This window comes from Amycolatopsis sp. NPDC005003 (genome assembly GCF_053600695.1).
Window position 1 is genome coordinate 50,227 of sequence record NZ_JBSGAI010000016.1, and the last position, 26,109, is coordinate 76,335.

Consider the following 26,109-nt stretch of genomic DNA (forward strand, 5'->3'; position numbering starts at 1 on the left):
CATGCACATCGTCCAGCTCGCGAACTTCTACGGCCCGCGCTCGGGCGGGCTGCGCACCGCGCTGCACCACCTCGGCGCCGGCTATGTCGCGAGCGGGCACGAGGTGACGCTGGTCGTGCCCGGCCGCCGGTACACCGACGAAGTGCTCCCGACCGGGGTCCGCCGGTTCTCGCTGCCCGCGCCGAAGATCCCGGGCACCGGCGGCTACCGGGCGGTCGACCCGCACCGGGTCCGCGCGGTCCTGCGGGACCTCGAGCCGGACCGCCTGGAGGTGTCCGACCGGCTGACGCTGCGGGGGATGGGCGGCTGGGCGAGCCGCCACGGCGTCCCCAGCACGGTCATCTCCCACGAACGCCTCGACCGCCTGCTGCAGCAGTTCCTGCTGCCCGCGCCGATGGCCCGCCGCGTCGCCGACGTCGCCAACCGGCGGATGGCCGCCAGCTACGACACGGTCGTCTGCACGACGGCGTTCGCGCGCGCGGAGTTCGACCGGATCGCGGCGCCGAACGTCCGCCGGGTGCCGCTCGGTGTCGACTTGGCGACCTTCCGCCCGGCCATGCGCGACGACGGCTGGCGCACCGACCTCGCCGGGGGAGCGGAGGCCTTGCTCGTCCACTGTGGACGGTTGTCGCCGGAGAAGCACGTGGAACGCAGCGTGGACACCGTCGCCGCGCTGACGGAGGCGGGCGCGAAGGTCCGGCTGGTGGTGGCGGGCGACGGGCCGCGGCGGCGAGCCCTCGAGCGCCGGGCGCGGGGGCTGCCGGTGACGTTTCTGGGGTTCCTGGCGGGCCGCGGCGACGTCGCGCGGCTGCTGGCCAGCGCCGACGTCTCCCTGGCGCCCGGCCCGCACGAGACCTTCGGGCTGGCCGCGTTGGAGGCCCTCGCCTCGGGGACGCCGGTGGTGGTGTCGGCCTCGTCCGCGCTGCGCGAGATCGTGCGGCCGGGGTGCGGCGCGGCGGTGGACGACCACGCGCCCGCGTTCGCTTCGGCGGTGACCAGCCTGCTGGACAGCCCGGAGGAGCTGCGGCGCGCGGCGGCGCGAGCGCGGGCGGAGGAGTTCACCTGGCCCGCGGCCGTGGCGGGCATGCTGGCCACGTTCCACTGAACCCGCGGGACTAATCTCAGGTCATGTCACGCGCAAGCCTGGACAAGGACCCGCACGAAGTCGCCGCGATGTTCGACGGCGTCGCGTCCGGGTACGACCGGGCGAACTCGTTCATGACCTTCGGCTTCGACCGGCGCTGGCGCACGACGACCGCCCGCGTGCTGGACGCCCGCCGCGGCGAAAAGGTCCTGGACCTCGCCGCCGGCACCGGCGTGTCCACCGTCGAGTACGCCCGCGGGGGCGCCTGGTGCCTGGCCGCGGACTTCTCCTTCGGCATGCTGCGCGCCGGCCTGCACCGGAACGTGCCGATGGTTGCGGCCGACGCGCTCAACCTGCCGTTCGCCGACGAGAGCTTCGACGCCGTGACGATCTCCCTCGCGCTGCGGAACTTCGTCGACCCGAAGGCGGCGCTCACCGAGATCGCCCGCGTGGTCAAACCCGGCGGCCGCCTGGTCATCTGCGAGGTCTCGACGCCCCCGTTCGCGCCCATCCGGTTCATCCACCGGCGGTTCGTCCTGAAGCTGCTGACCTGGGTCGGCAGCCGGACGTCGTCGAACCCCGAGGCCTACAAGTACCTGGCCGAATCCATGCTGACCTGGCCCGACCAGCGCACGCTCGGCGAGATCATCGCGAGCGCCGGCTGGACCGACGTCGAGTGGTTGAACCTCACATTCGGGGTCGTGGCGATCCACCGCGCGCGAAAGCCTGCATAAACCCGCCTTCCTCCCCGCCACCGCCCTCAAAGGAGGAGCTTCGCTCCGCTGTTAGATTCGAAGTATGACGCGACGCACCGCAGACCAGGACGCCGAAGTCATCGTCGTCGGCGCCGGACCCGCAGGGTCCACCGTGGCCACCTACCTGGCCCGCGCGGGCGTCGACGTCCTCCTGCTGGAGAAGACCGAATTCCCCCGCGAGAAGGTCTGCGGCGACGGCCTGACCCCGCGCGGCGTCAAGCAGCTCATCGACCTGGGCATCGACACCAGCGAGGACGCGGGCTGGGTGCACAGCCGCGGCCTGCGGATCCTCACCGGCGACCTCACGCTCGAGCTCGACTGGCCGGACCTGACGAGCTACCCGCCGTACGGCGTTTCGCGCACCCGCCACGACTTCGACGACCTCCTCGCGAAGCTCGCCGTGAAGGCGGGCGCGCGGCTGTACGAGCGCACCACGGTGACCAGCGCGATCACCAACGCGGCCGGGCGCGTGGTCGGCGTCGAGGCGAAGGTCGGCCCGGAGAAGACGCCGGTGCACTACCGCGCCCCGCTGGTCCTGGCCTGCGACGGCGTGTCCGCGCGGCTCGCGCTGAGCGTCGGCATCCAGAAGAACGAGAAGCGCCCGATGGGCGTGGCCGTGCGCCAGTACTACAAGAGCCCGCGCCACGACGACCCGTTCATCGAGGGCCACCTCGAGCTGTGGGACAAGTCCGACCCGCGGAACCCCAAGCTGCTCCCGGGCTACGGCTGGGCGTTCCCGCTCGGCGACGGCACGGTGAACGTCGGCCTCGGCATGCTCTCGACGTCGGCGTCGTTCCGGAACACCGACTACCGCGCGCTGCTGCGCCAGTGGCTCGACGGGACGCCGGAGGAGTGGGGCTACCGCGAGGAGAACGCGATCGGCAAGGTCGGCGGCGCCGGCCTCCCGATGGGCTTCAACCGCACCCCGCACTACCGCGACGGCCTGCTGCTGCTCGGCGACGCCGGCGGCATGGTCAGCCCGTTCAACGGCGAGGGCATCTCGGCGGCGATGGAGTCCGCGCAGATCGCCGCGGAGGTCGTCGTGCAGGCGCTGGCCCGGCGCGAAGGGCCTTCGCGGGAGCGGGCACTGGAGGCGTACCCGCGGGCCGTGGGTGAGCTGATGGGCGGCTACTACGCGCTCGGGAACGTCTTCGCGAAGATCATCGGCAAGCCGAAGATCATGCACGCGTGCACCAAGTACGGGCTGCGCATCAACAAGCTCCTGCCGCTGGTCTACAAGGGCTTGTCGGGCTGCTACGACGCCAAGGGCGGCGACGGCGTCGACCGGCTCATCGCAGCGCTGGCGAAGGTCACGCCGAGCCCGCGCTGACCGGATTTCCGAGAGCCCGGCACGGCTTCCGTGCCGGTCTCTCTCGCGCGCGGACACACGAGTGGCCTAACAAGTTGGCCGTGCGGTCAGTGGGATAGATCACAGGTCAGCGCCCGTTTTGTCCGGCGAAACGCGATCTTGAACGCCCTTCGCGCAGGTCGTGCGCGCGGGGCGGCCGGCCGTGACAACGATGGCGGCGGAACTTAGGCGACCCTTATAACACGGGGTACTAGGGACAAGAGTGTGAGTCGCGTCCTAGACTCCCCCCATGCTTTGTGAATCCCTTCACATCCGCGACGAGTGGCTTGTGAACTATTTCACAAGCTGCTCACGGTCCAGCCACGGGCCGTAAGGAGACCCTGACCCTCGGCGGTGTGACCCAGGTCCCTTAGGGTGCCGACGAGGCCCAGCGGTTCCCCACCACAAGCACAACCGCAGCGGCGCGGAAAGGATGGCGAAGACCCCGTGCTGACGTTGCTGACCCGGACCGACACGGTGCAGCTGGCGCAAGAGGCCCCGAGCCTGAAGCCCTACCTGCCCCTGGTCCTGTTGTTCGTGCTGGCATTGGCGTTCGCCGTGTTGTCGGTCCTGCTCGGGCCGCTCGTCGGCCCCAGCCGGTACAACAAGGCCAAGCTGTCCGCCTACGAGTGCGGCATCGAGCCGTCCCCGCAGCCGCTCGTCGGCGCCGGGCGGATGCCGGTCGCGTACTACATCACCGCGATGCTGTTCATCCTGTTCGACATCGAGATGGTCTTCCTCTACCCGTTCGCCGTGCAGGCGAACGCGCTGGGCACGTTCGGCCTGGTGGAGATCCTGCTGTTCATCGCGACGGTCGGCTTCGCGTACGCCTACGTGTGGCGGCGCGGCGGCCTGGATTGGAACTAGACCCATGGGCCTCGAAGAAAAACTCCCCAACGGCGTCCTGCTGGCCAGCCTCGAAGGCCTCGTCAACTGGGCGCGCAAGAACTCGCTCTGGCCCGCCACGTTCGGCCTCGCCTGCTGCGCGATCGAGATGATGACGGTCGGCGGTTCCCGCTACGACATCGCCCGCTTCGGCATGGAGCGCTTCAGCGCGACGCCGCGGCAGGCCGACCTGATGATCGTCGCCGGGCGCGTCACGCAGAAGATGGCCCCGGTCCTGCGCCAGATCTACGACCAGATGGCCGAGCCGCGCTGGGTGCTCGCCATGGGCGTCTGCGCCTCCTCCGGCGGCATGTTCAACAACTACGCCGTGGTCCAGGGCGTCGACCACATCGTGCCGGTCGACATGTACCTGCCCGGCTGCCCGCCGCGGCCGGAGATGCTGCTGGACGCGATCCTCAAGCTGCACGCCAAGATCCAGGACGAGCCGATCAACGCCCGCCGCGCCGCCATCCGCGCCGCGAGCGGGGAGCGCACCGAGCTCGTCGCGTCGTCGATCAAGTACGCGAAGAAGTAGAGCGATGACTGAGAACCCCCAACCCGGCGATGAGCAGTCGAGCGCCGAGCGAGCCGAAACCGGCCTGACGGCGAAGGGGCCGGGCGCCGCCGAACCGGTCGTCACCGGTCGCGAGCGCCAGGGCATGTTCGGCGTCCACGGCACCGGCGACACCTCCGGCTACGGCGGCGTCCGGCTCCCGGCGTACAGCCCGGCACCGGCCGAGCGCCCGTACGGCGGCTGGTTCGACCAGTTCGCCGACGAGTTCTACGCCGCGCTGGCCGAGCGCAAGATCCCGGCCGAGGCGATCCTGCAGACCACGGTCGACCGCGGCGAGATCACCTTCTACGTCGCCCGCGAGCACCTGCCCGCGATCGCGAAAACGCTTCGCGACGACGGCGGCCTCCGCTTCGAGCTGCTGTCCTCGGTGTCCGGTGTGGACTACGGCGTCGACGTCCCGCAGCGGCTGCACGCGGTCTACCACTTCACGTCGCTGACCTACCGGCGCCGGATCCGCCTCGAGGTCACCCTCGACGTCGAGGACGCGCACGTGCCGTCGCTGGTCGGGATCTACCCGACGGCCGACTGGCAGGAGCGCGAGACCTGGGACATGTTCGGCATCGTCTTCGACGGCCACCCGGCCCTGACCCGGATCCTCATGCCGGACGACTGGGACGGCCACCCCCAGCGCAAGGACTACCCGCTCGGCGGGATCCCGGTCGAATACAAGGGCGCGGAGATCCCGCCGCCGGACCAGCGGAGGTCGTACTCGTGAGCACCGAGAACCTGTCCGACGTCACGACGGGAACCGACACGAGCGCCGAAGGCTCGGACAGCGTCGACTACGCCGATTCCCGCGATACCACCGAAGGCCGCGTCTACACGGTCTCCGGCGGCGACTGGGACGACGTCATCGCCGACGCGGCGCACGACGAGCGCATGGTCATCAACATGGGCCCGCAGCACCCGTCGACGCACGGCGTGCTCCGGCTCGTGCTGGAGATGGAGGGCGAGACCGTCACGCAGCTGCGGTCGGTCATCGGCTACCTGCACACCGGCATCGAGAAGAACTGCGAGTACCGGACCTGGACCCAGGGCGTCACCTTCGTGACGCGCATGGACTACCTGGCCCCGCTTTCGACGGAGATGGCGTACTGCCTCGGCGTCGAGAAGCTGCTGCAGATCGAAGCCCCGCGCCGCGCCCAGCTGCTGCGCGTGATGCTGCTCGAGATCAACCGCATCGGCTCGCACCTGGTCTACATCGCCACCGGCGGCATGGAGCTCGGCGCCACCACCGCGATGACGCTCGGCTTCCGCGAGCGCGAAGAGGTGCTGCACCTGCTGGAGCACCTGACCGGCCTGCGGATGAACCACGCGTTCATCCGGCCCGGCGGGCTCGCGCAGGACATGCCGGCCGACTACCACGAGAAGGTCAGCGAATTCGTCAAGACGATGAAGAAGCGCCTTCCGCTGTACGACAAGCTCTTCACCGGCCAGCCGATCTGGCGCAACCGGCTCAAGGGCGTCGGCTACCTGCCGGTCGACGCGTGCCTCGCGCTCGGCGTCACGGGCCCGGTGCTGCGGTCCGCCGGTCTCCCGTGGGACCTGCGCAAGACCGAGCCGTACTCCTGCTACGACGAGTTCGACTTCGACGTGCCCGTCGACAACGGCGCCGACTGCTGGTCGCGCTACCTGATCCGCGTCCACGAGATGCACGAGAGCCTCAAGATCATCGAGCAGTGCCTCGAGAAGCTCGAGCCGGGCCCGGTCATGGTCGAGGACAAGAAGATCGCGTGGCCCGCGCAGCTGTCCATCGGCAGCGACGGCATGGGCAACTCGCTCGAGCACGTCAAGAAGATCATGGGCCAGTCCATGGAGTCCCTGATCCACCACTTCAAGCTGGTCACCGAGGGCTTCAAGGTGCCGGCCGGGCAGGTCTACACCTCGGTCGAGTCGCCGCGCGGCGAGCTGGGCGCGCACCTGGTCTCCGACGGCGGCACCCGGCCGCTGCGGGTCCACGTGCGCGAACCGAGCTTCGTGAACCTGCAGTCGATGCCCGCCATGGCCGAGGGCGGCCTGGTCGCCGACGTGATCGCCGCCATCGCCTCGATCGACCCCGTCATGGGGGGAGTGGACCGATGACCACAGCAGTTCCCGAGCCCGGGCCGAACTACGCGGACACCACGCACGCCGCGGCCGGGCCCGACGTCGACGTCGTCGCCATCGCGCCGGACCCGGCGGTCGCCGCCGGCATCATCACCGAGACGCCCCTCGAGGACATCTTCGACGCGGACATCCACGCCAAGGCGCAGGAGCTGATCGCGCGCTACCCGATGTCCCGCTCGGCGCTGCTGCCGATGCTGCACCTCGTGCAGTCGGTGCAGGGCTACGTCAGCCAGGAGGGCATCGCGTTCTGCGCGAAGCAGCTCGACCTGTCCGACGCCGAGGTCAGCGCGGTCGCCACGTTCTACACGATGTACAAGCGCCGCCCGTGCGGTGAACACCTCGTGAGCGTCTGCACCAACACGCTGTGCGCGGCCATGGGCGGCGACGCGATCTACAAGCGGCTCCAGACGCACCTCGGCTCCGAGGAGAACCCGCTGGGGCACAACGAGACCGCGGGCACGCCGAACGAGCCGGGCTCGATCACCCTCGAGCACGCCGAGTGCCTCGCGGCCTGCGACCTCGCGCCGGTCATCCAGGTCAACTACGAGTACTTCGACAACCAGACCGAGGACAAGGCCGTCGCCCTGGTCGACGCGCTGCAGGCGGGCAAGAAGCCGGCCCCGACGCGCGGCGCCCCGCTGACGAACTTCAAGGGCGCCGAGCTGCAGCTCGCCGGGTTCTTCCCGGAGGACGAGACGGCCTACCGCCGGGACGTCGACGGCCCGTCACAGGCCGTCGAGACGCTGCGGGGCGCGAAGCTCGCGCAGGACCGCGGCTGGGTCGCCCCCGTGGCTTCCGATGTGCCGCTGCCAGAAGTGGAGAAGAAGTAATGGCTGACCCCATCACTCCGGTTCTGACCAAGCGCTGGCTGTCGCCGAACTCCTGGCAGATCGGCCAGTACGAGGCCCTCGAGGGCTACACGGCGATCCGCAAGGCACTGGCCGGGACGCCGGAGCAGCTCGTCCAGCTGATCAAGGACTCCGGCCTGCGCGGCCGCGGCGGCGCGGGCTTCCCGGCCGGCATCAAGTGGTCGTTCATGCCGCCGAACTTCGACAAGCCGCACTACCTGGTGATCAACGCCGACGAGGGCGAACCGGGCACCTGCAAGGACATCCCGCTGATGATGGCGGACCCGCACTCGCTCATCGAGGGCTGCATCATCGCCTCGTACGCGATGCGGTCCAACCACTGCTTCATCTACGTCCGCGGCGAGGCGCTGCACTGCATCCGCCGGCTCAACGCGGCCGTGCGCGAGGCCGAAGCGGCGGGCTACCTGGGCGAGAACATCCTCGGCTCCGGCTTCGACCTCAAGATCACCGTCCACGCGGGCGCGGGCGCGTACATCTGCGGCGAGGAAACCGCGCTGCTGGACTCGCTCGAAGGCCGTCGCGGCCAGCCGCGGCTCAAGCCGCCGTTCCCGGCCGCCGCGGGCCTCTACGCCGCGCCGACCACGGTGAACAACGTCGAGACCATCGCCAGCGCGCCCTACATCGTCAACGCCGGCTCCAGCTGGTTCCGCGAGATGGGCCGCGAGAAGTCGCCCGGCCCGAAGATCTACTCGATCTCCGGCCACGTCGAGAAACCCGGCCAGTACGAATGCCCGCTCGGCACCACGCTGCGCGAGCTCCTAGAAATGGCGGGCGGCATGAAGGACGGCATCCCGCTCAAGTTCTGGACCCCGGGCGGCTCGTCCACCCCGATGTTCACCGCCGAGCACCTCGACGTTCCCCTGGACTTCGAGGGCGCGGCGGAAGCCGGGTCGATGCTGGGCACCACCGCCGTCCAGGTCTTCAACGAGACCGTGTCGGTGCCGTGGGCCGTGATGAAGTGGACGCAGTTCTACGAGCACGAGTCCTGCGGCAAGTGCACGCCGTGCCGCGAAGGCACGTACTGGCTGGCGCAGATCCTCGAGCGCATGGTCGAGGGCCACGGCACCGAGGAGGACATCGACACCCTCCTCGACGTCTGCGACAACATCCTCGGCCGGTCGTTCTGCGCCCTCGGGGACGGCGCGGTGTCGCCGATCCAGAGCGGCATCAAGTACTTCCGCGAGGAGTTCCTCGCGCTGTGCGAAGCGAACCGGCACGAACAGACCAAGCCCGAACTCGTGGGAGCGCAGGCATGACGATCGCGGCTGAATCAAACACAGCCAAGCCCGCTTCTGAGGACACTGTGACGCCGGTCCCCGAGGGCCACGTCAAGCTGGTCATCGACGGCGAAGAGGTCATCGCCCCCAAGGGCGAGCTCCTCATCCGCACGGCCGAACGCCTCGGCACGGTCATCCCGCGGTTCTGCGACCACCCCCTCCTCGACCCGGCGGGCGCCTGCCGCCAGTGCCTGGTCGAGGTCGAGATGGGCGGCCGTCCGATGCCGAAGCCGCAGGCGTCCTGCACGATGACCGTCGCCGACGGCATGGTCGTCAAGACGCAGCTGACGTCGCCGGTCGCGGACAAGGCCCAGCAGGGCGTGATGGAGCTGCTGCTCATCAACCACCCCCTGGACTGCCCGATCTGCGACAAGGGCGGCGAGTGCCCGCTGCAGAACCAGGCGCTGGCCCACGGCCGCACGGAGTCGCGGTTCGTCGACACCAAGCGGACGTTCCCGAAGCCGCTGCCGATTTCCACGCAGGTGCTGCTGGACCGCGAACGCTGCGTGCTCTGCCAGCGCTGCACCCGGTTCTCCCGCGAGATCGCCGGTGACCCGTTCATCGAGCTCCTCGAACGCGGCGCCCACCAGCAGATCGGCACCGCGGAGACGGCGGACGTCCTGGACCTGGCCTCGCGGACGACGTCCGGGCAGCCGTTCCAGTCCTACTTCTCCGGCAACGTCATCCAGATCTGCCCGGTGGGGGCGCTCACCAGCGCGGCCTACCGGTTCCGGTCGCGGCCGTTCGACCTGGTGTCCTCGCCGAGCGTGTGCGAGCACTGCTCGTCCGGCTGCGCCGAGCGCACCGACTTCCGGCGCGGCAAGGTCCAGCGCAAGCTGGCCGGCGACGACCCGGAAGTCAACGAAGAGTGGATCTGCGACAAGGGCCGGTTCGCCTTCCGCTACACCGGCGCCGAGGACCGCATCCGGCGTCCGCTGGTCCGCAACGCCGAGACCGGTGAGCTGGAAGAGGCGTCCTGGACCGACGCGCTGCGCATCGCCGCCGAGGGGCTCGTCCAGGCCCGGTCGAACGGTGGCGTCGGCGTGCTGCCCGGTGGCCGGCTCACCGTCGAGGACGCCTACGCGTACTCGAAGTTCGCCCGCGTCGCCCTGCGCACCAACGACGTCGACTTCCGCGCCCGCCCGCACTCGGCCGAGGAGCTGGCCTTCCTGACCTCGCACGTCGTGGGCGTGACGCCGGAGTCCGGCGTCACCTTCGGCGAGATCGAGCGGGCCCGCACGGTCCTGTGCGTCGCCTTCGAGCCCGAGGACGAAGCCCCGATCGTGTTCCTGCGGCTGCGCAAGGCGGCCCGCAAGAACCGCACCCGGGTCGTCCACTTGGGACAGTGGACGACGTCGTCGGTGCGCAAGACGTTCGGCGAGCTGCTCGCCTGCGTCCCCGGCCAGGAAGCCGCCGCGATCGACGGCATCGCCAAGCACGCGCCGGACCTCGACGAGGCCCTGCGCGGCGAAGGTGCAGTCGTCCTGGTCGGCGAGCGCGCCGCCGCGATCCCCGGCCTGTTCGCCGCCCTGCACGACCTGGTCGAGCGCACCGGAGTCCGGCTCGCGTGGATCCCGCGCCGCGCCGGCGACCGGGGTGCGCTGGAGACCGGCTGCGTGCCGTCGCTGCTGCCCGGCGGCCGCCGGGTCGGCGACGACGCCGCCCGCGTCGCTGTCGAGAACGCCTGGGGCGTCCCGCTCCCGGCAGCTCCGGGCCGCGACGCGACCGACATCCTGCTGGCCGCTTCGGCCGGCGAGCTCGGCGGCCTGGTCGTCGGCGGGGCCGACCCGTACGACCTGCCGGACCCGGCCCTCGCGCTGCGCGCGCTGGACAACGCCGGGTTCGTGGTCAGCCTGGAACTGCGGCACAGCGCGGTGACCGAGCGCGCGGACGTCATCCTCCCGGTGGCCGCGTCGGACGAAAAGTCCGGCAGCTACCTCAACTGGGAGGGCCGCACCCGCCCGTTCGACACCACCATCGAAGGCACCGGCGCCCTGCCGGACTGCCGGGTGCTCGACACCCTCGCCGTCGAGATGGACGCGGACCTGTTCACGCAGACGCCGGCCGCCGCACGCGGTGATTTCGAGAAGCTGGGCCAGGCCTCGGCGCTGCGCTGGAGCCACGTCGCCGCCGAGGTCGCCCCGCCCGCGACGCCGGGTGACGGCCAGGCGGTCCTGTCGACCTGGCGCCAGCTGATCGACAACGGTTCCCTGCAGGACGGCGAGCCGCACCTCAAGGGCACCCAGCGCACGCCGGTCGCGCGGCTCTCGGCCAAGACCGCCGAAGGGCTGGGCGTCACCGTCACGGTGAGCACCGAACGCGGTGCGATCACGCTGCCGGTGGAGATCGCCGACCTGCCCGACGGTGTCGTGTGGCTGCCGGGCAACTCGGACGGCTCCGCCGTGTTCAAGACGCTCGGTGCCGGCCACGGCGCCGTCGTGAACCTCGCTGGAGGTGGGCAATGACCCCGCTGCTGACCGAAGCAGCCGTCGGCAGCGTGCCGGACGCGGCGACGCGGGCGGCGCTGCTGGCCGACGACCCGTTGTGGCTGATCCTGCTCAAGTGCGTGGTCATCCTGCTGATCGGGCCGATCCTGACGATCTTCCTGATCGTCTGGGAGCGCAAGGCCGTCGGCCGGATGCAGAACCGGCCCGGCCCCAACCGGGTCGGCCCCGGCGGCTACCTGCAGTCCCTGGCGGACGCGATCAAGCTGCCGTTCAAGGAACAGATCATCCCGGACACCGCCGACCGCAAGGTGTACTTCCTCGCCCCGGTCGTCTGCGTGGTGCCGTCGCTGATCGCGCTGTCGGCCATCCCGTTCGGCCCGGTCGTGTCGATCTTCGGCGAGCGGACCGTGCTGCAGCTGCTCGACCTGCCGGTCAGCGCGCTGGTGATCCTGGCCTGCTCCTCGATCGGCGTCTACGGCATCGTGCTCGCCGGCTGGTCGTCCGGCTCGCCGTACCCGCTGCTCGGCGGCATGCGCAGCGCGGCGCAGGTGATCTCCTACGAGATCGCGATGGGGCTCTCGATCGTCGCGGTGATCCTGCAGGCCGGGTCGCTGAACCTGGCCGACATCGTCGGCGCGCAGCACAAGGTGTGGTTCCTCTACCTGGTCCCCAGCTTCGTGATCTACCTGATCTCGATGGTCGGCGAGACCAACCGCGCTCCGTTCGACCTCCCGGAGGCCGAGTCGGAGCTGGTCGGCGGCTTCCACACCGAGTACAGCTCGATGAAGTTCGCGATGTTCTTCCTCGCCGAGTACGTCAACATGGTGATCGTCTCGGCGTTCGCGACGACGCTGTTCCTCGGCGGCTGGATGGCCCCGTGGCCGCTGTCGCTGATCGGGAACAACGTCCTCAACACCGGCTGGTGGCCGGTGCTGTGGTTCTTCGCGAAGATGTTCGTCCTGCTGTTCGGGTTCATCTGGCTGCGCGGCACGCTGCCCCGCCTGCGCTACGACCAGTTCATGCGGCTGGGCTGGAAGGTCCTGGTCCCGCTGAACCTGGTGTGGATCATCATGGTGACCTTCGCGAAGGTGATCACCTGGAACACCGCGACCATCATCATCGCCGCGGTCGCGATCTTCATCGTCGCCTCGCTGTTCTTCTACGTCCGCGCCGCGGGCCGCGAAGAGGAGAGCGAAAGCATCCCGGTCACCGGCGGCGGCTTCCCGGTCCCGCCGCTGGACCTCAAGGTCCCGCAGACCACCCCGCGTCAGAAGGCCTTGGCCAAGGCCGAGGCGAAGGCGGCCCGCCGCAAGCCGGCGGCCGTCGGTACCGCAAAGGAAGGGGCACAAGATGGGGTTTCTTGATCCCGTCAAGGGCTTCGGCGTCACCTTCGGGATGATGTTCAAGAAGGTCGCCACCGAGGAGTACCCGGAGGCCGGCGCCCCCGCCGCCCCGCGTTACCACGGGCGCCACCAGCTGAACCGGCACCCGGACGGCCTCGAGAAGTGCGTCGGCTGCGAGCTGTGCGCGTGGGCCTGCCCGGCGGACGCGATCTTCGTCGAGGGTGGTGACAACACCGAGGAAGCCCGGTACTCGCCGGGCGAGCGGTACGGCGCGGACTACCAGATCAACTACCTGCGCTGCATCGGCTGCGGCCTCTGCATCGAGGCGTGCCCGACCCGGTCGCTGACGATGATCAACTTCTACGAGCTGGCCGACGACGACCGCCAGCGGCTGATCTACACGAAGGAAGACCTGCTCGCGCCCCTGCTGCCCGGCATGGAGCAGCCGCCGCACCCGATGCGGCTCGGCGAAAACGAGCAGGACTACTACGTGAACGGCCCCGAACTGGCTCGCGGGGAGGGCGTCAAGTGATCGCCGCACTCCTCGCCCAGGCACCCAACGCGTCGGCCGGCGTCTCCACCGGTGAGGCCGTCGCGTTCTGGATCCTCGGTCCGGTCTCGCTGCTCGGCGCGCTCGGCATGATCTTCTCCCGCAACGCCGTCCACTCGGCGCTGTGGCTGGTGCTGACCATGCTGAGCCTGGGCGCGCTGTACATGATCCAGTCGGCGCCGTTCCTCGGCTTCACGCAGATCATCGTCTACACCGGCGCGATCATGATGCTGTTCCTGTTCGTGCTGATGCTGGTCGGCCGGGAGAGCTCGGACTCGGTCGTCGAAGTCCTCCGCGGGCAGCGGCTGGCCGCGACGGTGCTGGGAATCGGCCTCGCCGCGCTGCTCGCCACCGGCATCTACCGGTCGCTGGAGAACGTCACCCCGGCCATCCCGCTCGACTCCGCCACGCCGGCGGGCGGCGGGCCGAAGGGCCTGGGCCGGCTGATCTTCACCGACTACCTGTTCCCGTTCGAGCTGACGTCGGCGCTGCTCATCACCGCCGCCATCGGCGCGATGGTGCTGGCCTTCACCGACCGGCACGGCAAGGGCGGCAAGCTCACGCAGAAGGAGCTCGTGCTCCTGCGCTTCCGCGGCGAGCACGACCGGCCGTCGCCGCTGCCCGGCCCGGGCGTCTTCGCCACCGCCAACTCGGTGGCCACCCCGGCGCTGCTGCCGGACGGCTCGGTCGCCCCGGAGTCGCTGTCGGCGATCATCGAGTCCACCTCGGCGATCGAGCTGGCGAAGGAACGCAAGCTCGTCGCGGACGAGGGCCCGCACCCGGACGCGCACGCGCTGGTCGGCACGGAACCCACTGCCGGGGGAGCTTCGGAAACCAAGGGGGAGAAGGAATGACCCCGACGTACTACCTGCTGCTGTCGGCGCTGCTGTTCGCGCTCGGCGCGGTCGGCGTGCTGGTGCGGCGCAACGCGATCGTCGTGTTCATGTGCATCGAGCTGATGCTCAACGCGGTGAACCTGTCGCTGGTCACCTTCGCCCGGATCAACGGCGGGCTCGACGGCCAGATCATGGCGTTCTTCGTCATGGTCGTCGCGGCCGCCGAGGTCGTGGTCGGCCTGGCGATCATCATGGCCATCTTCCGCACCCGGCGCTCGGCCTCGGTCGACGACACCAACCTGCTGAAGTACTAGGAGACCCCCGAGTGACCGCATCATCGTGGCTGCTGGTGGCCCTGCCCGGTCTCGGCGCGTTGATCCTGCTGCTGGCAGGGAAGCGCGCGAAGGCCTGGGGGCATCTGCTCGGCTGTGCCACCGTCACCCTCGCCTTCGTCTACGGGCTGATCCTGTTCTTCAGCGCCGACACGGCCACCACGTCCGACGTCAAGGTCTACTCGTGGATCCCGGTCGGCGCGCTGCAGGTGGACTTCGGGCTGCGGATCGACGCGCTGTCGCTGACGTTCGTGCTGCTCATCACCGGCGTCGGCATGCTGATCCACTACTACTCGATCGGCTACATGGCCGACGACGAGGGCCGGTACCGCTTCTTCGCGTACCTGAACCTCTTCGTCGCCTCGATGCTGGTCCTCGTACTGGGCAACAGCTTCGTGACGCTCTACCTGGGCTGGGAAGGCGTGGGTCTCGCGTCCTACCTGCTCATCGGCTGGTACCAGGGCCGCCCGTCCGCCGCCACCGCGGCGAAGAAGGCGTTCCTGATGAACCGCGTCGGGGACGTCGGGCTCGCGCTGGCGATCTTCATCATGTTCAAGTACGCGGGCTCGACCGGCTACGCCGAGGTCTTCAAGGCGGTCGCGGACGGCAAGTTCTCGACGGGTGCGATCACCGCGATGGCGATCCTGCTCCTGCTGGGCGCCTGCGGTAAGTCCGGCCAGTTCCCGCTGCAGGCGTGGCTCCCGGACGCGATGGAGGGCCCGACCCCGGTGTCGGCCCTGATCCACGCGGCCACGATGGTGACGGCCGGTGTCTACCTGGTGGCCCGCTCCAAGGACATCTTCAACGCCACCGAAGACGGCCGCCTGATCGTCACCCTGGTCGGCACGGTGACCCTGCTGCTCGGGTGCATCATCGGCTGCGCGTACGACGACATCAAGAAGGTCCTCGCGTACTCCACGGTCAGCCAGATCGGCTACATGATGCTCGCCGTCGGCCTCGGGCCGATCGCGTACGCGCTCGGCATCATGCACCTGGTCGCGCACGGCTTCTTCAAGGCCGGGCTGTTCCTCGGGGCCGGGTCGGTCATGCACGGCATGAACGACGAGGTCGACATGCGGAAGTTCGGCGGCCTGCGCAAGCACATGCCGATCACCTTCATCACCTTCGGCCTCGGCTACCTGGCCCTGATCGGCATCCCGCCGCTGTCGGGCTTCTTCACCAAGGACGCGATCATCGAAGCGGCGTTCGGCCAGGGCGGCTGGCGCGGCTGGGTGATGGGTGGCGCGGCCCTGCTGGGTGCCGGGCTCACCGCGTTCTACATGACCCGCCTGATGGTGATGACGTTCTTCGGCAAGGAGCGCTGGAAGGACATCAAGAGCACCGACGGCCACGACTTCCACCCGCACGAGTCCAAGCCGGTCATGTGGGTCCCGATGGCCGTCCTGGCGGTCGGTTCGGTCGGCGCCGGCTTCTTCTTCTCGCAGGGTGAGCGCTTCGCCCACTGGCTGGCCCCCTCGGTCGGCGAGCTGGAGGAAGCGCACCACGCGCCGTTCGACGCTTGGGTGATTTCCGTGGCGGCGGTCGTGCTCTCGCTGCTCGGCGTCGCGCTCGCGTACCTGATCTTCCGCCGTGACGTCCCGGTCGAGCAGCCCCAGCGGGTCTCGTTCGTCACCCGGGCCGCGCGCAAGGACCTTTACGGCAACGCCCTCAACGAGACGCTGGTCGCCCGCCCGGGCACCTGGCTCTCGCGGGCGCTGGTGTACGTCGACAACCGCGGCGTCGACGGCGCGGTCAACGGCCTGGCCGCCGGTCTCGGCGGCGGGTCCGGCCGGCTGAGGCGGCTGCAGACCGGGTTCGTCCGGTCGTACGCGCTGTCGATGCTGGGCGGCACGTTCCTGCTTCTGGCGGCTCTCCTGCTGGTGAGGTTCTCCTGATGACCTGGTTGCTCATCCTCATCCTGGTGCCGCTGGCCGGCTCCCTGGTGCTGGCGTTCCTGAAGGGGAACGACCGCGCCGCGGTGCTCACGGCGTTCGGGTTCTCGCTCCTCGAGCTGGTGCTGATCATCCCGTTCTGGCTCAGCTACTCGCCTTCGGGCGCGCGGCTGCAGATGACGTCGAGCTTCGACTGGATCCCCAGCTTCGGCGTGCACATCGCGTTCGGCACCGACGGCATCGCGCTGATCATGATCGCGGTGATCGCGCTGCTGGTGCCGATCGTCGTCGGCGGGCTCGGCACGATGGACAAGCTCCCGGCGGGGCGCAGCGCGGGCGGGTTCCTGTCGCTGATCCTGCTGCAGGAGGCGCTCACGATCGGCGTGTTCGCCGCGACCGACGTCTTCCTGTTCTACGTGCTGTTCGAGATCATGCTGATCCCGATGTACTTCCTGATCGGCGGCTACGGCGGCGCGAACCGGCAGTACGCGGCGGTGAAGTTCTTCCTGTACTCGTTCCTCGGCGGCCTGATCATGCTGGCCTCGGCGATCGGGGCGTACTCGCTGGCGGCGGACAAGCTCGGCAAGGGCACGTTCGACTGGGCCACGCTGGTGACGGTGGTGCGCGACGCGCCGCTGTCCACGCAGATCTGGCTGTTCCTCGGCTTCTTCCTGGCCTTCGCGATCAAGGCGCCGCTGGTGCCGTTCCACACCTGGCTGCCGGACGCGGCGGGGGAGGCGCCGATCGGCGTCGCCGTCCTGCTGGTCGGCGTGCTGGACAAGGTCGGCACGTTCGGGTTCCTGCGCTACTGCCTGCCGATGTTCCCGGACGCGAGCAAGACACTGGCGCCGCTGGTGCTGGTGCTCTCGGTGATCGGTGTCCTTTATGGATCGATCCTCGCGGCGGGGCAGCGGGACATGAAGCGGTTTATCGCGTACGTGTCCATCGCGCACTTCGGGTTCATTTCGCTGGGCATCTTCGCGTTCAACGAGCAGGCGATGGTCGGCTCGGCGACGTACATGCTCAACCACAGCCTCGCGACCGGCATGCTGATCGTGGTGATCGGCCTGGTGATCGCGCGCGGCGGGTCTTCTCGCATTTCGGACTACGGCGGCATGGCGAAGGTGACCCCGTTGCTGGCCGGGCTGTTCCTGCTCGCCGGTCTGTCGACGCTTTCGCTGCCGGGCACCAACTCGTTCGTCTCGGAGTTCCTGGTGCTCATCGGGTCCTTTGTGGACCAGCCGGTGTACACGATCCTCGCCACGGTGGGCATGGTCCTGGCCGCGGCGTACGTCCTGTGGCTCTACCAGCGGGTCTTCCAGGGCCCGGTCCGCGGTGACGCCCTCGTGGGTGTCGGCGGCGGCCCGGGCACGGCCATCGCGCCGGAGCTGGGTGCGAAGAAGGCGATTCGCGACCTTTCCGGCAGGGAGATCGCGATCCTCGCGCCGCTGGTCGTGCTGATCATCGTCCTCGGCTTCTACCCGAAGCCGGTGCTCGACACAGTCACCCCGACGGTGCAGCAGACGCTGTCCGCGGTCCAGGGAGGCAAGTAAAAGTGCTCGACATCCTCCTGACCCAGGCACCGGAGCCGCCGGTGCAGGTGCCGTCGATCGACTACCCGGCCGTGCTGCCGGTGCTGATCGTCCTCGGTGCGGCGTGCGTCAGCGTGCTGGTCGAGGCGTTCGCGGCGAAGCGGTCGCGGTTCGGCATCCAGGTCGGGCTGAGCCTGGCGTCGATCGTGGCGGCCGGCGTCAGCCTGATCGTCTACGCGACGGGCGACGCGCCCGCGGGCGGCGTGACGACGTTCAGCGGCGCGATCTCGATCGACCGGCCGGCGCTGTTCCTCTGGGGCACGCTGCTCGCGCTGGCGGTCGGCGCGGTGCTGCTGATCTCCGACCGCGTGGTCGAGCCGGGCGGCGCACTGGTCGCCCAGGCGGGCATCCGCCCGGGCACGGTCCAGGACCGCGCGCAGACGGCGACGGTGATGCAGACCGAGGTGTTCCCGCTGACGCTGTTCGCCCTCGGCGGCATGATGGCGTTCACCGCGGCGAACGACCTGCTGACGATGTTCATCGCGCTGGAAGTGCTCTCGCTGCCGCTGTACCTGATGTGCGGCCTCGCCCGCCGGCGTCGTCTCCTGTCCCAGGAAGCGGCGGTCAAGTACTTCCTGCTGGGCGCGTTCTCCTCGGCGTTCTTCCTGTACGGGCTGGCGCTGCTGTACGGCTACGCGAACTCGGTGAAGCTGGGCGACATCGCGGCCGCGGCGGCGGGTTCGGACCGGTCGGACACGCTGCTGTTCGCCGGGCTGGGCCTGCTGGTGGTCGGCCTGCTGTTCAAGGGTTCGGTGGGCCCGTTCCACACGTGGACCCCGGACGTGTACCAGGGGGCGCCGACCCCGGTGACGGCGTTCATGGCGGCGTGCACGAAGGTCGCGGCGTTCGGTGGCATCCTGCGGGTGCTGTCGGTGGCGTTCTCGTCGACTTCGTGGGAGTGGCGCGGAGTTCTCTGGGGCGTGGCGATCATTTCGATGGTGATCGGCGCGGTGCTGGGCCTGACCCAGACGGACGTCAAGCGCATGGTGGCGTACTCGTCGATCGCCCACGCGGGGTTCCTGCTGGTCGGGGCGATCGCGATGACGCGCGATGGGCTGTCGAGCACGCTGTTCTACCTGCTGGCGTACGGCTTCACGACGCTGGCGGCGTTCGGCGTGATCAGCCTGGTCCGGGATTCCTCGGGCGAGGCGACGCACCTTTCGGCGTGGGCCGGGCTGGCGAAGCGCTCGCCGCTGCTGGCCGGGGTGTTCACGTTCCTGCTGCTGGCGCTGGCCGGGATCCCGTTGACTTCCGGGTTCGTCGGCAAGTTCGTGGTGTTCTCGGCGGCGCTGTCGGACGGAATGGCACCGCTGGTGGTGGTCGCGCTGGTGTTCAGCGCGGTGGCGGCGTTCTTCTACCTGCGGGTGATCGTCCTGATGTACTTCTCGGAGCCGGCGGCGGACGGGCCGTCGGTATCGGTCCCGGGTTTCGGCACGGGAACGGCGATCTTCCTGGGCACGGCGGTGACGCTGGTGCTGGGCCTGGTCCCGGCATTCGCCCTCGGCTGGGCCGGTTCGGGCGGCTTCGCTTTCTGAGGTTTTCTTGATAGGCCGCCACTCTTTTTGGGAGTGGCGGCCTATTTCAGTTTCTGGCTCAGTTTTTCGGGATCCCCGGGCAGGACGCTGATGTAGCCGTCGGCGAGGGCGATCCCGACGCGCCCGGCGTCGAGATCGAGGTAGCTGACGGTCTTGCCGCCGGTCTGGAGCTGCCCGACGCCGTAGTGGGGTTGCTCGAAGAGGGCGTCGAGTTCCTGCGCTTCCCGGCTGCGCGCGGGGGCGTCGTCGAAGATGTCGCTCTCGGGTTGTTTCTGGAAGTCGGCCTGGGGGAGCGAGAAGGGCTTGATGTCGGCGGGCGGATAGCCGGGCAGCCGCGCGACGAGGGCGTCGGCGGGGTGGGTGTCGACGTCGACCTCGGTGAGTTCGACCTGGTCGCCCTGGCAGACGACACAGACGGCGGTTCGCTCTTTGGCCGCGACGAGGATGCCGGTTTGGCCGGTGGTGTCGCGGGCGTAGGCGAAGTACTCCTGGGCGGGGTGGCCGATGAGGTGCAGGAGGTCTTCGAAATCGGGGGTGAAGCTATCGCCTTCGGTGAAGCCGTAGGGGCGGAGTTCCTCGAGGGCTTGCTTGTTCACTTGGTCTGCGGCGGAGGGTGGGATGTAGCGGAGCCCTTTCGCGAAGACGGGGTGCGGATCGCCGCAGCCGACGTAACGCATGGCGGCGAGCAGGGTGTTCAGCGAGAAGACGGCGGTCACTGCTTCTTTTCCCCGATTACGGGCGGCATGGGTTTTTCGGTGAAGCCGCCGAAGGTTCCGTCCGGGTCGGGGTTTTGCAGGTAGGGGGCGGTTTTCTTTTCGCGGTCTTCTTCTTTGCCGCCGCGGCCTTGCCCGGGGGCGCCCATGGGGAGGCCGTTGGCACCGCGGGGGCCGGCGGCGCCGCGGGCGGGGTTGGTGGTGGGGAAGCGTTCTTCGGGGAGCCGGGCGCCGGTGCTGTTGCCGAGGCCGCGCTGGTTTCCTGTTCCCGGCCCGGTTCCCGTGCCGGCTCTGGGCGTTCCTGTCCCGCTGCCTGGTCCCGTGCCCGTTTGGTACCCACCGCCGACGTAGGGCCCGGTCCCGGGCCCGAACCCGCCGGACCAGTTCGTCCCGGGCCCGGTGAGGTTGCTGACGGGCTGCCCGGTAGGCCCGAACTCATACCCACCCTGAGCGGCGGGCATGACGGGCTTGGGGACGTAGCTGTTGGCGTGGGTGTTGTCGGGAATGGTATCGGTGTTCGTGGTCCCGGGCCGGGCTTGATCCGGCTGGGTCGGCCGGTTTTGCTGATCCTGTTGGGTTTGCTGGTTCTGCTGTTGTCCCTGGTCTGTGCCCCGGTTTTGCCCGGGTCGAGAGACCTGCCGATCCTGGGCGGGAATCTGAGTCTGGCTCGGATTCCGGGCCCAGTCCCCGGTATCGGTGGGGCCGGCTTTGTCGCCGGAGGTCCGCATGGAGATGGGCGCCCCGGAGTCGGAGAGCTGCGCGTACTGCGCGGGCATCTGCCCACCATTGGCGGTACTGGCGGAGTGGTAGGCACTGAAGGCATCGATGTTGGCTTGGCTGTCAGCTTGCCACCCGGCAACTTTGGCGTGGTAGGAACCCCAGCCGTTGTCACTGATGGCTTGAAGCACATCATCAACCTCAAGCACCGGCGGCTGAGCGGCAACGGGCTTGACGGAGTTCTTGGCGGTCCCAAAGGCATCCATCTGAGCCCCAACAGCAGTCTGAGCATTCCGAAGATGAACGGCATCATCAGCTGCGGCCTGAACAAGAGGCCGAGTGGCATCGGCAGCCGCCTCCCCGGCGCTGCCCTGCCAGCCGGACATGGTCTTGACCCGGAGGGCGCTTATCCGCTGGGCCCGCTCAACCATCCGAGTGGTCAACTGGCTGGCACCATCCTGAGCGTCGGCGAGGGAGCCGATGCCCTCGCCGCCAGTGATCTGTTCGTAGATCTGCGCTGCCGTCAGCGGCCCTTCGGTTGCCATCAGTTCCCTCCGCGGAGGTTGCTCAGGACCTGTGCGGCGATCTCATGGGCCGCCGCGCAAGGATCCTTTTTGCCGATGTTCTTCTCGGACTGCGCGACATGAACGTCGACGGCTTGGGTGTCGCTCGTTCCAATCGCCACTGCGCACCGGCCACGAGATGTTCGCTCGTCGTTCACGCCATACGCGACGATAGGAAATCCATTGATCGATTCCATCGGTTGAAAGAACTGATACTGCTTGCCTTTGGCTTCATAGACGCTTGTCAGACCGAGTTGATCGGCGTTCATGAAGATGACTCCGATTCCTGCTTGCGAAACATCGGCTGAATCCCACGAGCAAGTCGGTCCAGCCGGTGCTTGCAGGTCTGGCTTGCCTGCCACGCCGGACCCGAGAAGCTCGGCTACTTGAGGGTCGGTCAACGCACCACACGGCTCGGGCTTGAATCGTGCAACGTCGATCGGATGCGGCACCTTGGGAACACCCGGCCCTGGCACTGCGCTGTTGCTTTCCGAGGGTGAGCTCGTACCCGGAGTCGGAGTGCGGCTGGAAGCCGACGGGGTGCCCGGATTGGTGGTCGAGCATGCCGTCACGACCAGTAGCAACACGGTGAAGACGGGAACAGTGCGGCGCATCAGAGGCTGCCTCCGGCCTGCGTGATTTGCGTGGTGTAATCGTCCTCGGCGCGGGCATACATGCCCAACGCGGCCTTGAACTTTGCAGCCATGTTGCGGCAGTACTCTTCCCGGGCGGCAAGCGTCGACAGGAGAGCTTCCCCGGACTGATGAATCTTCTCCGCGTTGCCGCCACTCGCGTACTCAAGACCTGGGCCTTTGGCGCGGGTGAGGGTGATCGCCTGTTCCTGGTCGTGCTTGAACTCGTTGGCCAGGTCGTTCCACTCACGCATCAACTCACGAAGAGTCTCCTCGTCATACGCAAACCCACCCCCCGAACCACCCCCACCCCCGTAGGACCCGGCCAGCGGAACCCCGTTCGGCCCCGGAAGCTCCCAATCCCCACCCGGGTCATACACCGGGCCCTCAGACACAACGCACCGTCGTCATCAGCTCTCCCCTAGCTTGCAGTGTGCTTCGCCCCGAGCACCCTGCGTATCCGACGTCTCGCACCCTACCAGGGTTCCCGTGGCGGAAAACAAAGGTCACAAGGGCCGCGGCGGTCCTCTCGGCGCTCTCCCAAGCCGCGGCCCTCGTGACGTCTATGGGGTTGGGGCGCAGCTGGTCTGCCCCAGGGTCACCTGGCCGCTGAGGCCTGATGCCGGCAGGAACGAAATGCGCAGCATCGTCAGCTCGATGCTTCCGTCGCCCGGTAGCTCCTGGATGTTGAACACCGCGTTCGCCAGGACCGTTCCGTCCGGTTTGCGAAGCGGCGACACGTACCCCACCGGCACCGGGCTCGGCGGGTTCGCCATGCCCGAAAGCCCGCTGTACGTCCAGTCCGCGCTCGTCTGCGTCTGCGTCCCCTCGCACGTCACCGTCCAGCTCGACAGCTTCACCCGGGGGCCGCCCACGCCCGTCAGCGCCGACAGCTCGAAATTCTTGCCCGTTGCCGTCGACTTCGTTGTCGGGCCCGATGTCGTGCAGGACGACTCGCCGCCGCCGAAGGTGATGCCCGGCTTCGACACCAGCGGAGCCGTTGCGCTCGTCGGGCCGCCGATCGAACAGTGACCCTGTGCCGGGATCTCGACCTTCGTGAACGACGCCGAGCCGATGTCCGCCACGCCAGGAGCCGAAGCCGCCGTAGCAGGCGAGGCCGCCGAAGCGGCTACAGCCGTCACCACCAAGGCCGTGACCATCGTGCTGCGCATCTGTTCCTCCTCGACGAAGCGGAGCGCCTCTTCCACGACTGAATATCCGCCCGCCGGAGACGTCCGTTGCGCCCGGAATCTCCGATCACCCTTTCGAGGAGCGCGAACCACCCGGGGCGGTGTCATGTTCGTCACCGTTTCCGCAGGACAGCGGGTAAACGACCGCGCGCGGTAGCCACTACGCTCAAGGGGCAACCGACCGGTGCACGAGTAGAGCGGAGCCGACGTGTCTGTGCCTTCCCCAGCCCCCGGGGCGGGATCCCTCCCCGCTGCGCCGGGCGGCGCCCTCGACGACCTGCGGGCGTCGGTCGGGCTGCAGATCGCCGACGAAACCCTGCTGCGCTCCATCGCCGGCGGGCTGACCGAGGTCGAGAAGCTGCTGCGCGAGGTCGTGCGCAGCGACGTCCAGGCCGTCAACGACGCCGCGCTGCACCTGGTCGAGGCCGGGGGCAAACGCTTCCGTCCGCTGTTCACCCTGCTCGCCGCGCAGTTCGGCCCCAAGCAGGACGACCACGTGGTGATCGCCGCCGCCGCGGTCGAGCTGGTGCACCTGGCCACGCTCTACCACGACGACGTGATGGACGAGGCCACCATGCGGCGCGGCGCCGAGAGCGTCAACGCGCGCTGGGACAACACCATCGCCATCCTCACCGGCGACTTCCTCTTCGCGCACGCCTCGCGGCTGGTCGCCGACCTCGGCACGGACGCCGCGCGGATCATCGCCGAGACCTTCGGTGAGCTGGTCACCGGCCAGATGCGCGAGACCGTCGGCCCGGGCCCGGGTGACGACGCCGTCGCGCACTACCTCACCGTGATCGCCCAGAAGACCGGCTCGCTGATCGCCACCTCCGGCCGGTTCGGCGGCATGATGTCCGGCGCCGCCGAGGAGCACATCGAGGCGCTGCGCCGGTTCGGCGACATCATCGGCACCGCGTTCCAGATCTCCGACGACATCATCGACATCGCCTCGCCGTCCGACGAGCTCGGCAAGGCGCAGGGCACCGACCTGCGCGAAGGCGTTCGGACGCTGCCGATGCTGTACGCGCTGGCCGACCCGGGCACCGAACCCCGGCTGGTCGAGCTGCTGTCCGGGCCGATCGCCGACGACGCGCTCGTGCAGGAGGCGCTGGACCTCCTTCGGGTGAGCAGCGGACTCGATCGAGCGCGGGTCACCCTCGCCGACTACGCTCAGCGCGCGCGAGCCGAGCTCACCGCGCTGCCGGCGTCACCCGCTCGGGACGCGTGCGAGTCGGTCGCCGACTACCTGGTCGCGCGCACGCGCTAACGCACTTAACAGGGGCAGGAAAAGATGTCCATATTCGGACAGGTCTGGCTGTGGAGCCTCGCCGCGTTCTTCGTCGGGGTCGTCCTCACCTGGCTGGTGCTCGTGCTGCCGCTCCGCAAGAGCGTCCGCCGGCTGGAGAGCTCGCTGGCGCAGGCCCACGCCGACGCCGCGCGCACCCCCGCGAACGCCGACGTGGTCCGCGGCACCGAGGCGTTCCGGCGGCCCGAACCGGAGCCGTCCCGCCAGGAGACCTCCTACCCCGGCACGCTGGTCGCCGCGCCGCCGATCCACCGCGACGACGTCCACGACGACATCGACGAGGACTTCGCCGAGCTCGACGCCCAGGTGCCGTCGCGGATGCCGCCGACCGAGCCGTTCATCCAGTCGCCGGAACCGGAGGCCGGGGAAGGCGACCCGTACCGGAGCGCGGCCACCCAGTTCCTGGCGCCGGACGAAGAGCCGGACCGCGGCGCCCCGACGCAGTACCTCGCCCCGGTCGGGGATTCGTTCGACGACGAGCCCGAGTCGCCGGCGCTGTCGCGGCTCGAGCAGAAGCTCGACTCGGACCCCGCGGGCTCGCTGTTCCAGCCCCCGGCCGGCGAGGCGGCGCCCGCGCCGGACTGGTTCGACGACGAGCCGCCGTCCGAGCGGTCGGCCTTCGAAGAGCCGGTGGAGCGCACCCGCTTCATCACCGAGCACCCCGGTTCGGTGGACCAGCACGAGCCGGAAGAAGACGAGCCGCCGCAGTACGCGTTCGGCGGCGACATCGCCGAGAGTGAGCTGGACGTGCCGCCGGAGACCCCCGCCGAAGCGACGCAGGTGCTGCCGAAGCGGCAGCCCCGGGAGGCGGCGCGGGGCGGGTTCGACACCCCGCAGCCGATCCAGCCGTCGATGCGCACGGTGGAGCGCCGCGAGCCGGACCTGTCCGGCGCGCACAGCGGCTCGCTGTTCGAGCCGTCGGTGCAGCCGAACCAGGCGGCGGCCGCGGCCGGCGTCGCGGCGCCGGAGCCGCCCCCGGCCCGCCAGGCGGCGGGCGATGCGGTCCCGCCGGGCCCGTTCGGTCCCGGTTCGGCGATGCCGCGCCCGGGCGGCGGGGCACCCAGCGACAGCTTCGCCGTCAAGGCCAGCGTCACGGCTCTGCGGTACTGCACCGAGGAGTCGGCGCAGTTCCCGAAGATGGTCGCCGAGGTCTGGTTCCGGACGGCCGAAGACGCCGAACGCGTCGGGTTCCGGCCGCTCAGCTGAGGGCCGGCCCGGCCTGGAACAGCACGAGGGCCGCGCCACCGGGATCGGTGACCACCACCAGGGAGCCGAACGGCAGATCGGTGCGCTCACGCACCAGGGTTCCGCCCAGCTCCAGCGCTTTCGCCGCGGCAGCGTCCACATCGGACACCGGCGCGTAGGGCAGCCACTGCGGCGCCCGGTCGTCTCCGGGCGCGAGCTCGGTGAGGCCGCCCCATGGCGTGCCGCCGGCCGTCAGCAGGGTGTCGTTCGCCTCCCAGCCCAGCAGCTCGGCGAAGAACCGCTTGCTGCCCGCCGCGTCGGTGGTGCGGACGTCGAAGAACACGAAAGGTGATTCAGGTCGCATGGCCTAAAACTTAG

25 protein-coding genes are annotated in these 26,109 nt (G+C 69.4%); 19 read left to right on the forward strand and 6 right to left on the reverse strand.

Features of this window, described 5'->3' with window-relative positions; genetic code table 11:
* Position 1: 1 nt before the first annotated feature.
* The 17 genes from ACWED2_RS20140 (at position 2) to nuoN (ending at position 19,425) form a co-directional block, all read left to right on the forward strand.
* On the forward strand, positions 2-1,105 hold the full coding sequence (locus ACWED2_RS20140) for a glycosyltransferase (protein WP_449692001.1): 1,104 nt from the start codon (positions 2-4) through the stop codon (positions 1,103-1,105).
* Positions 1,106-1,128: 23 nt separating this feature from the next.
* Complete coding sequence (locus ACWED2_RS20145) at positions 1,129-1,818, forward strand: class I SAM-dependent methyltransferase (RefSeq protein WP_449692002.1); 690 nt, start codon at positions 1,129-1,131, stop codon at positions 1,816-1,818.
* 64 nt (positions 1,819-1,882) lie between these two features.
* Positions 1,883-3,169 (forward strand): geranylgeranyl reductase family protein, encoded by a 1,287-nt coding sequence (locus tag ACWED2_RS20150; RefSeq protein ID WP_449692003.1) that lies wholly within the window; start codon positions 1,883-1,885, stop codon positions 3,167-3,169.
* Positions 3,170-3,634: 465 nt separating this feature from the next.
* Complete coding sequence (locus ACWED2_RS20155) at positions 3,635-4,054, forward strand: NADH-quinone oxidoreductase subunit A (protein WP_348954221.1); 420 nt, start codon at positions 3,635-3,637, stop codon at positions 4,052-4,054.
* Between the two features lie 4 nt (positions 4,055-4,058).
* The gene (locus ACWED2_RS20160) at positions 4,059-4,607 is read left to right on the forward strand and encodes a NuoB/complex I 20 kDa subunit family protein (protein WP_043783847.1); all 549 of its coding nucleotides are present in this window, start codon (positions 4,059-4,061) and stop codon (positions 4,605-4,607) included.
* A gap of 4 nt (positions 4,608-4,611) precedes the next feature.
* A complete protein-coding gene (locus tag ACWED2_RS20165; RefSeq protein ID WP_449692004.1) occupies positions 4,612-5,361 on the forward strand; it encodes an NADH-quinone oxidoreductase subunit C in 750 nt (249 codons plus the stop codon).
* Positions 5,358-6,728, forward strand: a complete 1,371-nt coding sequence (locus ACWED2_RS20170; RefSeq protein ID WP_449692005.1) for an NADH-quinone oxidoreductase subunit D — start codon at positions 5,358-5,360, stop codon at positions 6,726-6,728. Before ACWED2_RS20165 ends, ACWED2_RS20170 begins: the two co-directional genes overlap by 4 nt.
* A complete protein-coding gene (nuoE, locus tag ACWED2_RS20175; protein ID WP_449692006.1) occupies positions 6,725-7,582 on the forward strand; it encodes an NADH-quinone oxidoreductase subunit NuoE in 858 nt (285 codons plus the stop codon). The genes ACWED2_RS20170 and nuoE overlap by 4 nt, the downstream gene beginning before the upstream one ends.
* Positions 7,582-8,877 (forward strand): NADH-quinone oxidoreductase subunit NuoF, encoded by a 1,296-nt coding sequence (nuoF, locus tag ACWED2_RS20180; protein WP_449692007.1) that lies wholly within the window; start codon positions 7,582-7,584, stop codon positions 8,875-8,877. The genes nuoE and nuoF overlap by 1 nt, the downstream gene beginning before the upstream one ends.
* Positions 8,874-11,363 (forward strand): NADH-quinone oxidoreductase subunit G, encoded by a 2,490-nt coding sequence (locus tag ACWED2_RS20185; protein WP_449692008.1) that lies wholly within the window; start codon positions 8,874-8,876, stop codon positions 11,361-11,363. The genes nuoF and ACWED2_RS20185 overlap by 4 nt, the downstream gene beginning before the upstream one ends.
* Positions 11,360-12,709 (forward strand): NADH-quinone oxidoreductase subunit NuoH, encoded by a 1,350-nt coding sequence (gene nuoH, locus ACWED2_RS20190; RefSeq protein ID WP_449692009.1) that lies wholly within the window; start codon positions 11,360-11,362, stop codon positions 12,707-12,709. Before ACWED2_RS20185 ends, nuoH begins: the two co-directional genes overlap by 4 nt.
* A complete protein-coding gene (gene nuoI, locus ACWED2_RS20195) occupies positions 12,696-13,220 on the forward strand; it encodes an NADH-quinone oxidoreductase subunit NuoI (RefSeq protein ID WP_003081846.1) in 525 nt (174 codons plus the stop codon). The genes nuoH and nuoI overlap by 14 nt, the downstream gene beginning before the upstream one ends.
* Positions 13,217-14,092: an NADH-quinone oxidoreductase subunit J gene (locus tag ACWED2_RS20200; protein ID WP_449692010.1), complete on the forward strand. Its 876-nt coding sequence runs from the start codon at positions 13,217-13,219 to the stop codon at positions 14,090-14,092. Before nuoI ends, ACWED2_RS20200 begins: the two co-directional genes overlap by 4 nt.
* On the forward strand, positions 14,089-14,388 hold the full coding sequence (gene nuoK / locus ACWED2_RS20205) for an NADH-quinone oxidoreductase subunit NuoK (RefSeq protein WP_003081840.1): 300 nt from the start codon (positions 14,089-14,091) through the stop codon (positions 14,386-14,388). Before ACWED2_RS20200 ends, nuoK begins: the two co-directional genes overlap by 4 nt.
* Positions 14,389-14,399: 11 nt before the next feature.
* Positions 14,400-16,301, forward strand: a complete 1,902-nt coding sequence (nuoL, locus tag ACWED2_RS20210; protein ID WP_449692011.1) for an NADH-quinone oxidoreductase subunit L — start codon at positions 14,400-14,402, stop codon at positions 16,299-16,301.
* Entirely contained in the window at positions 16,301-17,851 is a 1,551-nt protein-coding gene (locus ACWED2_RS20215) for an NADH-quinone oxidoreductase subunit M (RefSeq protein WP_449692012.1), read from the forward strand. The genes nuoL and ACWED2_RS20215 overlap by 1 nt, the downstream gene beginning before the upstream one ends.
* Before the next feature lie 2 nt (positions 17,852-17,853).
* Positions 17,854-19,425, forward strand: coding sequence for an NADH-quinone oxidoreductase subunit NuoN (gene nuoN, locus ACWED2_RS20220; RefSeq protein WP_449692013.1), 1,572 nt, complete (start codon positions 17,854-17,856; stop codon positions 19,423-19,425).
* Positions 19,426-19,466: 41 nt separating this feature from the next.
* Here nuoN and ACWED2_RS20225 read toward each other — a convergent pair whose 3' ends face one another.
* From ACWED2_RS20225 to ACWED2_RS20245, 5 genes are all read right to left on the reverse strand, one after another.
* Entirely contained in the window at positions 19,467-20,141 is a 675-nt protein-coding gene (locus ACWED2_RS20225; RefSeq protein ID WP_449692014.1) for an ESX secretion-associated protein EspG, read from the reverse strand.
* Positions 20,138-21,400: a PPE domain-containing protein gene (locus ACWED2_RS20230; protein ID WP_449692015.1), complete on the reverse strand. Its 1,263-nt coding sequence runs from the start codon at positions 21,398-21,400 to the stop codon at positions 20,138-20,140. Before ACWED2_RS20230 ends, ACWED2_RS20225 begins: the two co-directional genes overlap by 4 nt.
* Positions 21,400-22,032, reverse strand: a complete 633-nt coding sequence (locus tag ACWED2_RS20235; protein WP_449692016.1) for a DUF3558 domain-containing protein — start codon at positions 22,030-22,032, stop codon at positions 21,400-21,402. The genes ACWED2_RS20230 and ACWED2_RS20235 overlap by 1 nt, the downstream gene beginning before the upstream one ends.
* Positions 22,032-22,304, reverse strand: coding sequence for a hypothetical protein (locus ACWED2_RS20240; RefSeq protein WP_449692017.1), 273 nt, complete (start codon positions 22,302-22,304; stop codon positions 22,032-22,034). The genes ACWED2_RS20235 and ACWED2_RS20240 overlap by 1 nt, the downstream gene beginning before the upstream one ends.
* Positions 22,305-22,613: 309 nt before the next feature.
* Positions 22,614-23,222 (reverse strand): hypothetical protein, encoded by a 609-nt coding sequence (locus ACWED2_RS20245; protein WP_449692018.1) that lies wholly within the window; start codon positions 23,220-23,222, stop codon positions 22,614-22,616.
* Between the two features lie 232 nt (positions 23,223-23,454).
* Here ACWED2_RS20245 and ACWED2_RS20250 point away from each other — a divergent pair, with 232 nt between their 5' ends.
* On the forward strand, positions 23,455-24,507 hold the full coding sequence (locus tag ACWED2_RS20250) for a polyprenyl synthetase family protein (protein ID WP_449692092.1): 1,053 nt from the start codon (positions 23,455-23,457) through the stop codon (positions 24,505-24,507).
* Positions 24,508-24,531: 24 nt separating this feature from the next.
* On the forward strand, positions 24,532-25,752 hold the full coding sequence (locus tag ACWED2_RS20255; RefSeq protein ID WP_449692019.1) for a sunset domain-containing protein: 1,221 nt from the start codon (positions 24,532-24,534) through the stop codon (positions 25,750-25,752).
* On the opposite strand, the gene ACWED2_RS20260 is transcribed toward ACWED2_RS20255, so the two are convergent.
* Entirely contained in the window at positions 25,745-26,095 is a 351-nt protein-coding gene (locus tag ACWED2_RS20260; protein ID WP_449692020.1) for a VOC family protein, read from the reverse strand. The two genes, ACWED2_RS20255 and ACWED2_RS20260, sit on opposite strands and share 8 nt — an antisense overlap.
* Between the last annotated feature and the right edge of the window lie 14 nt (positions 26,096-26,109).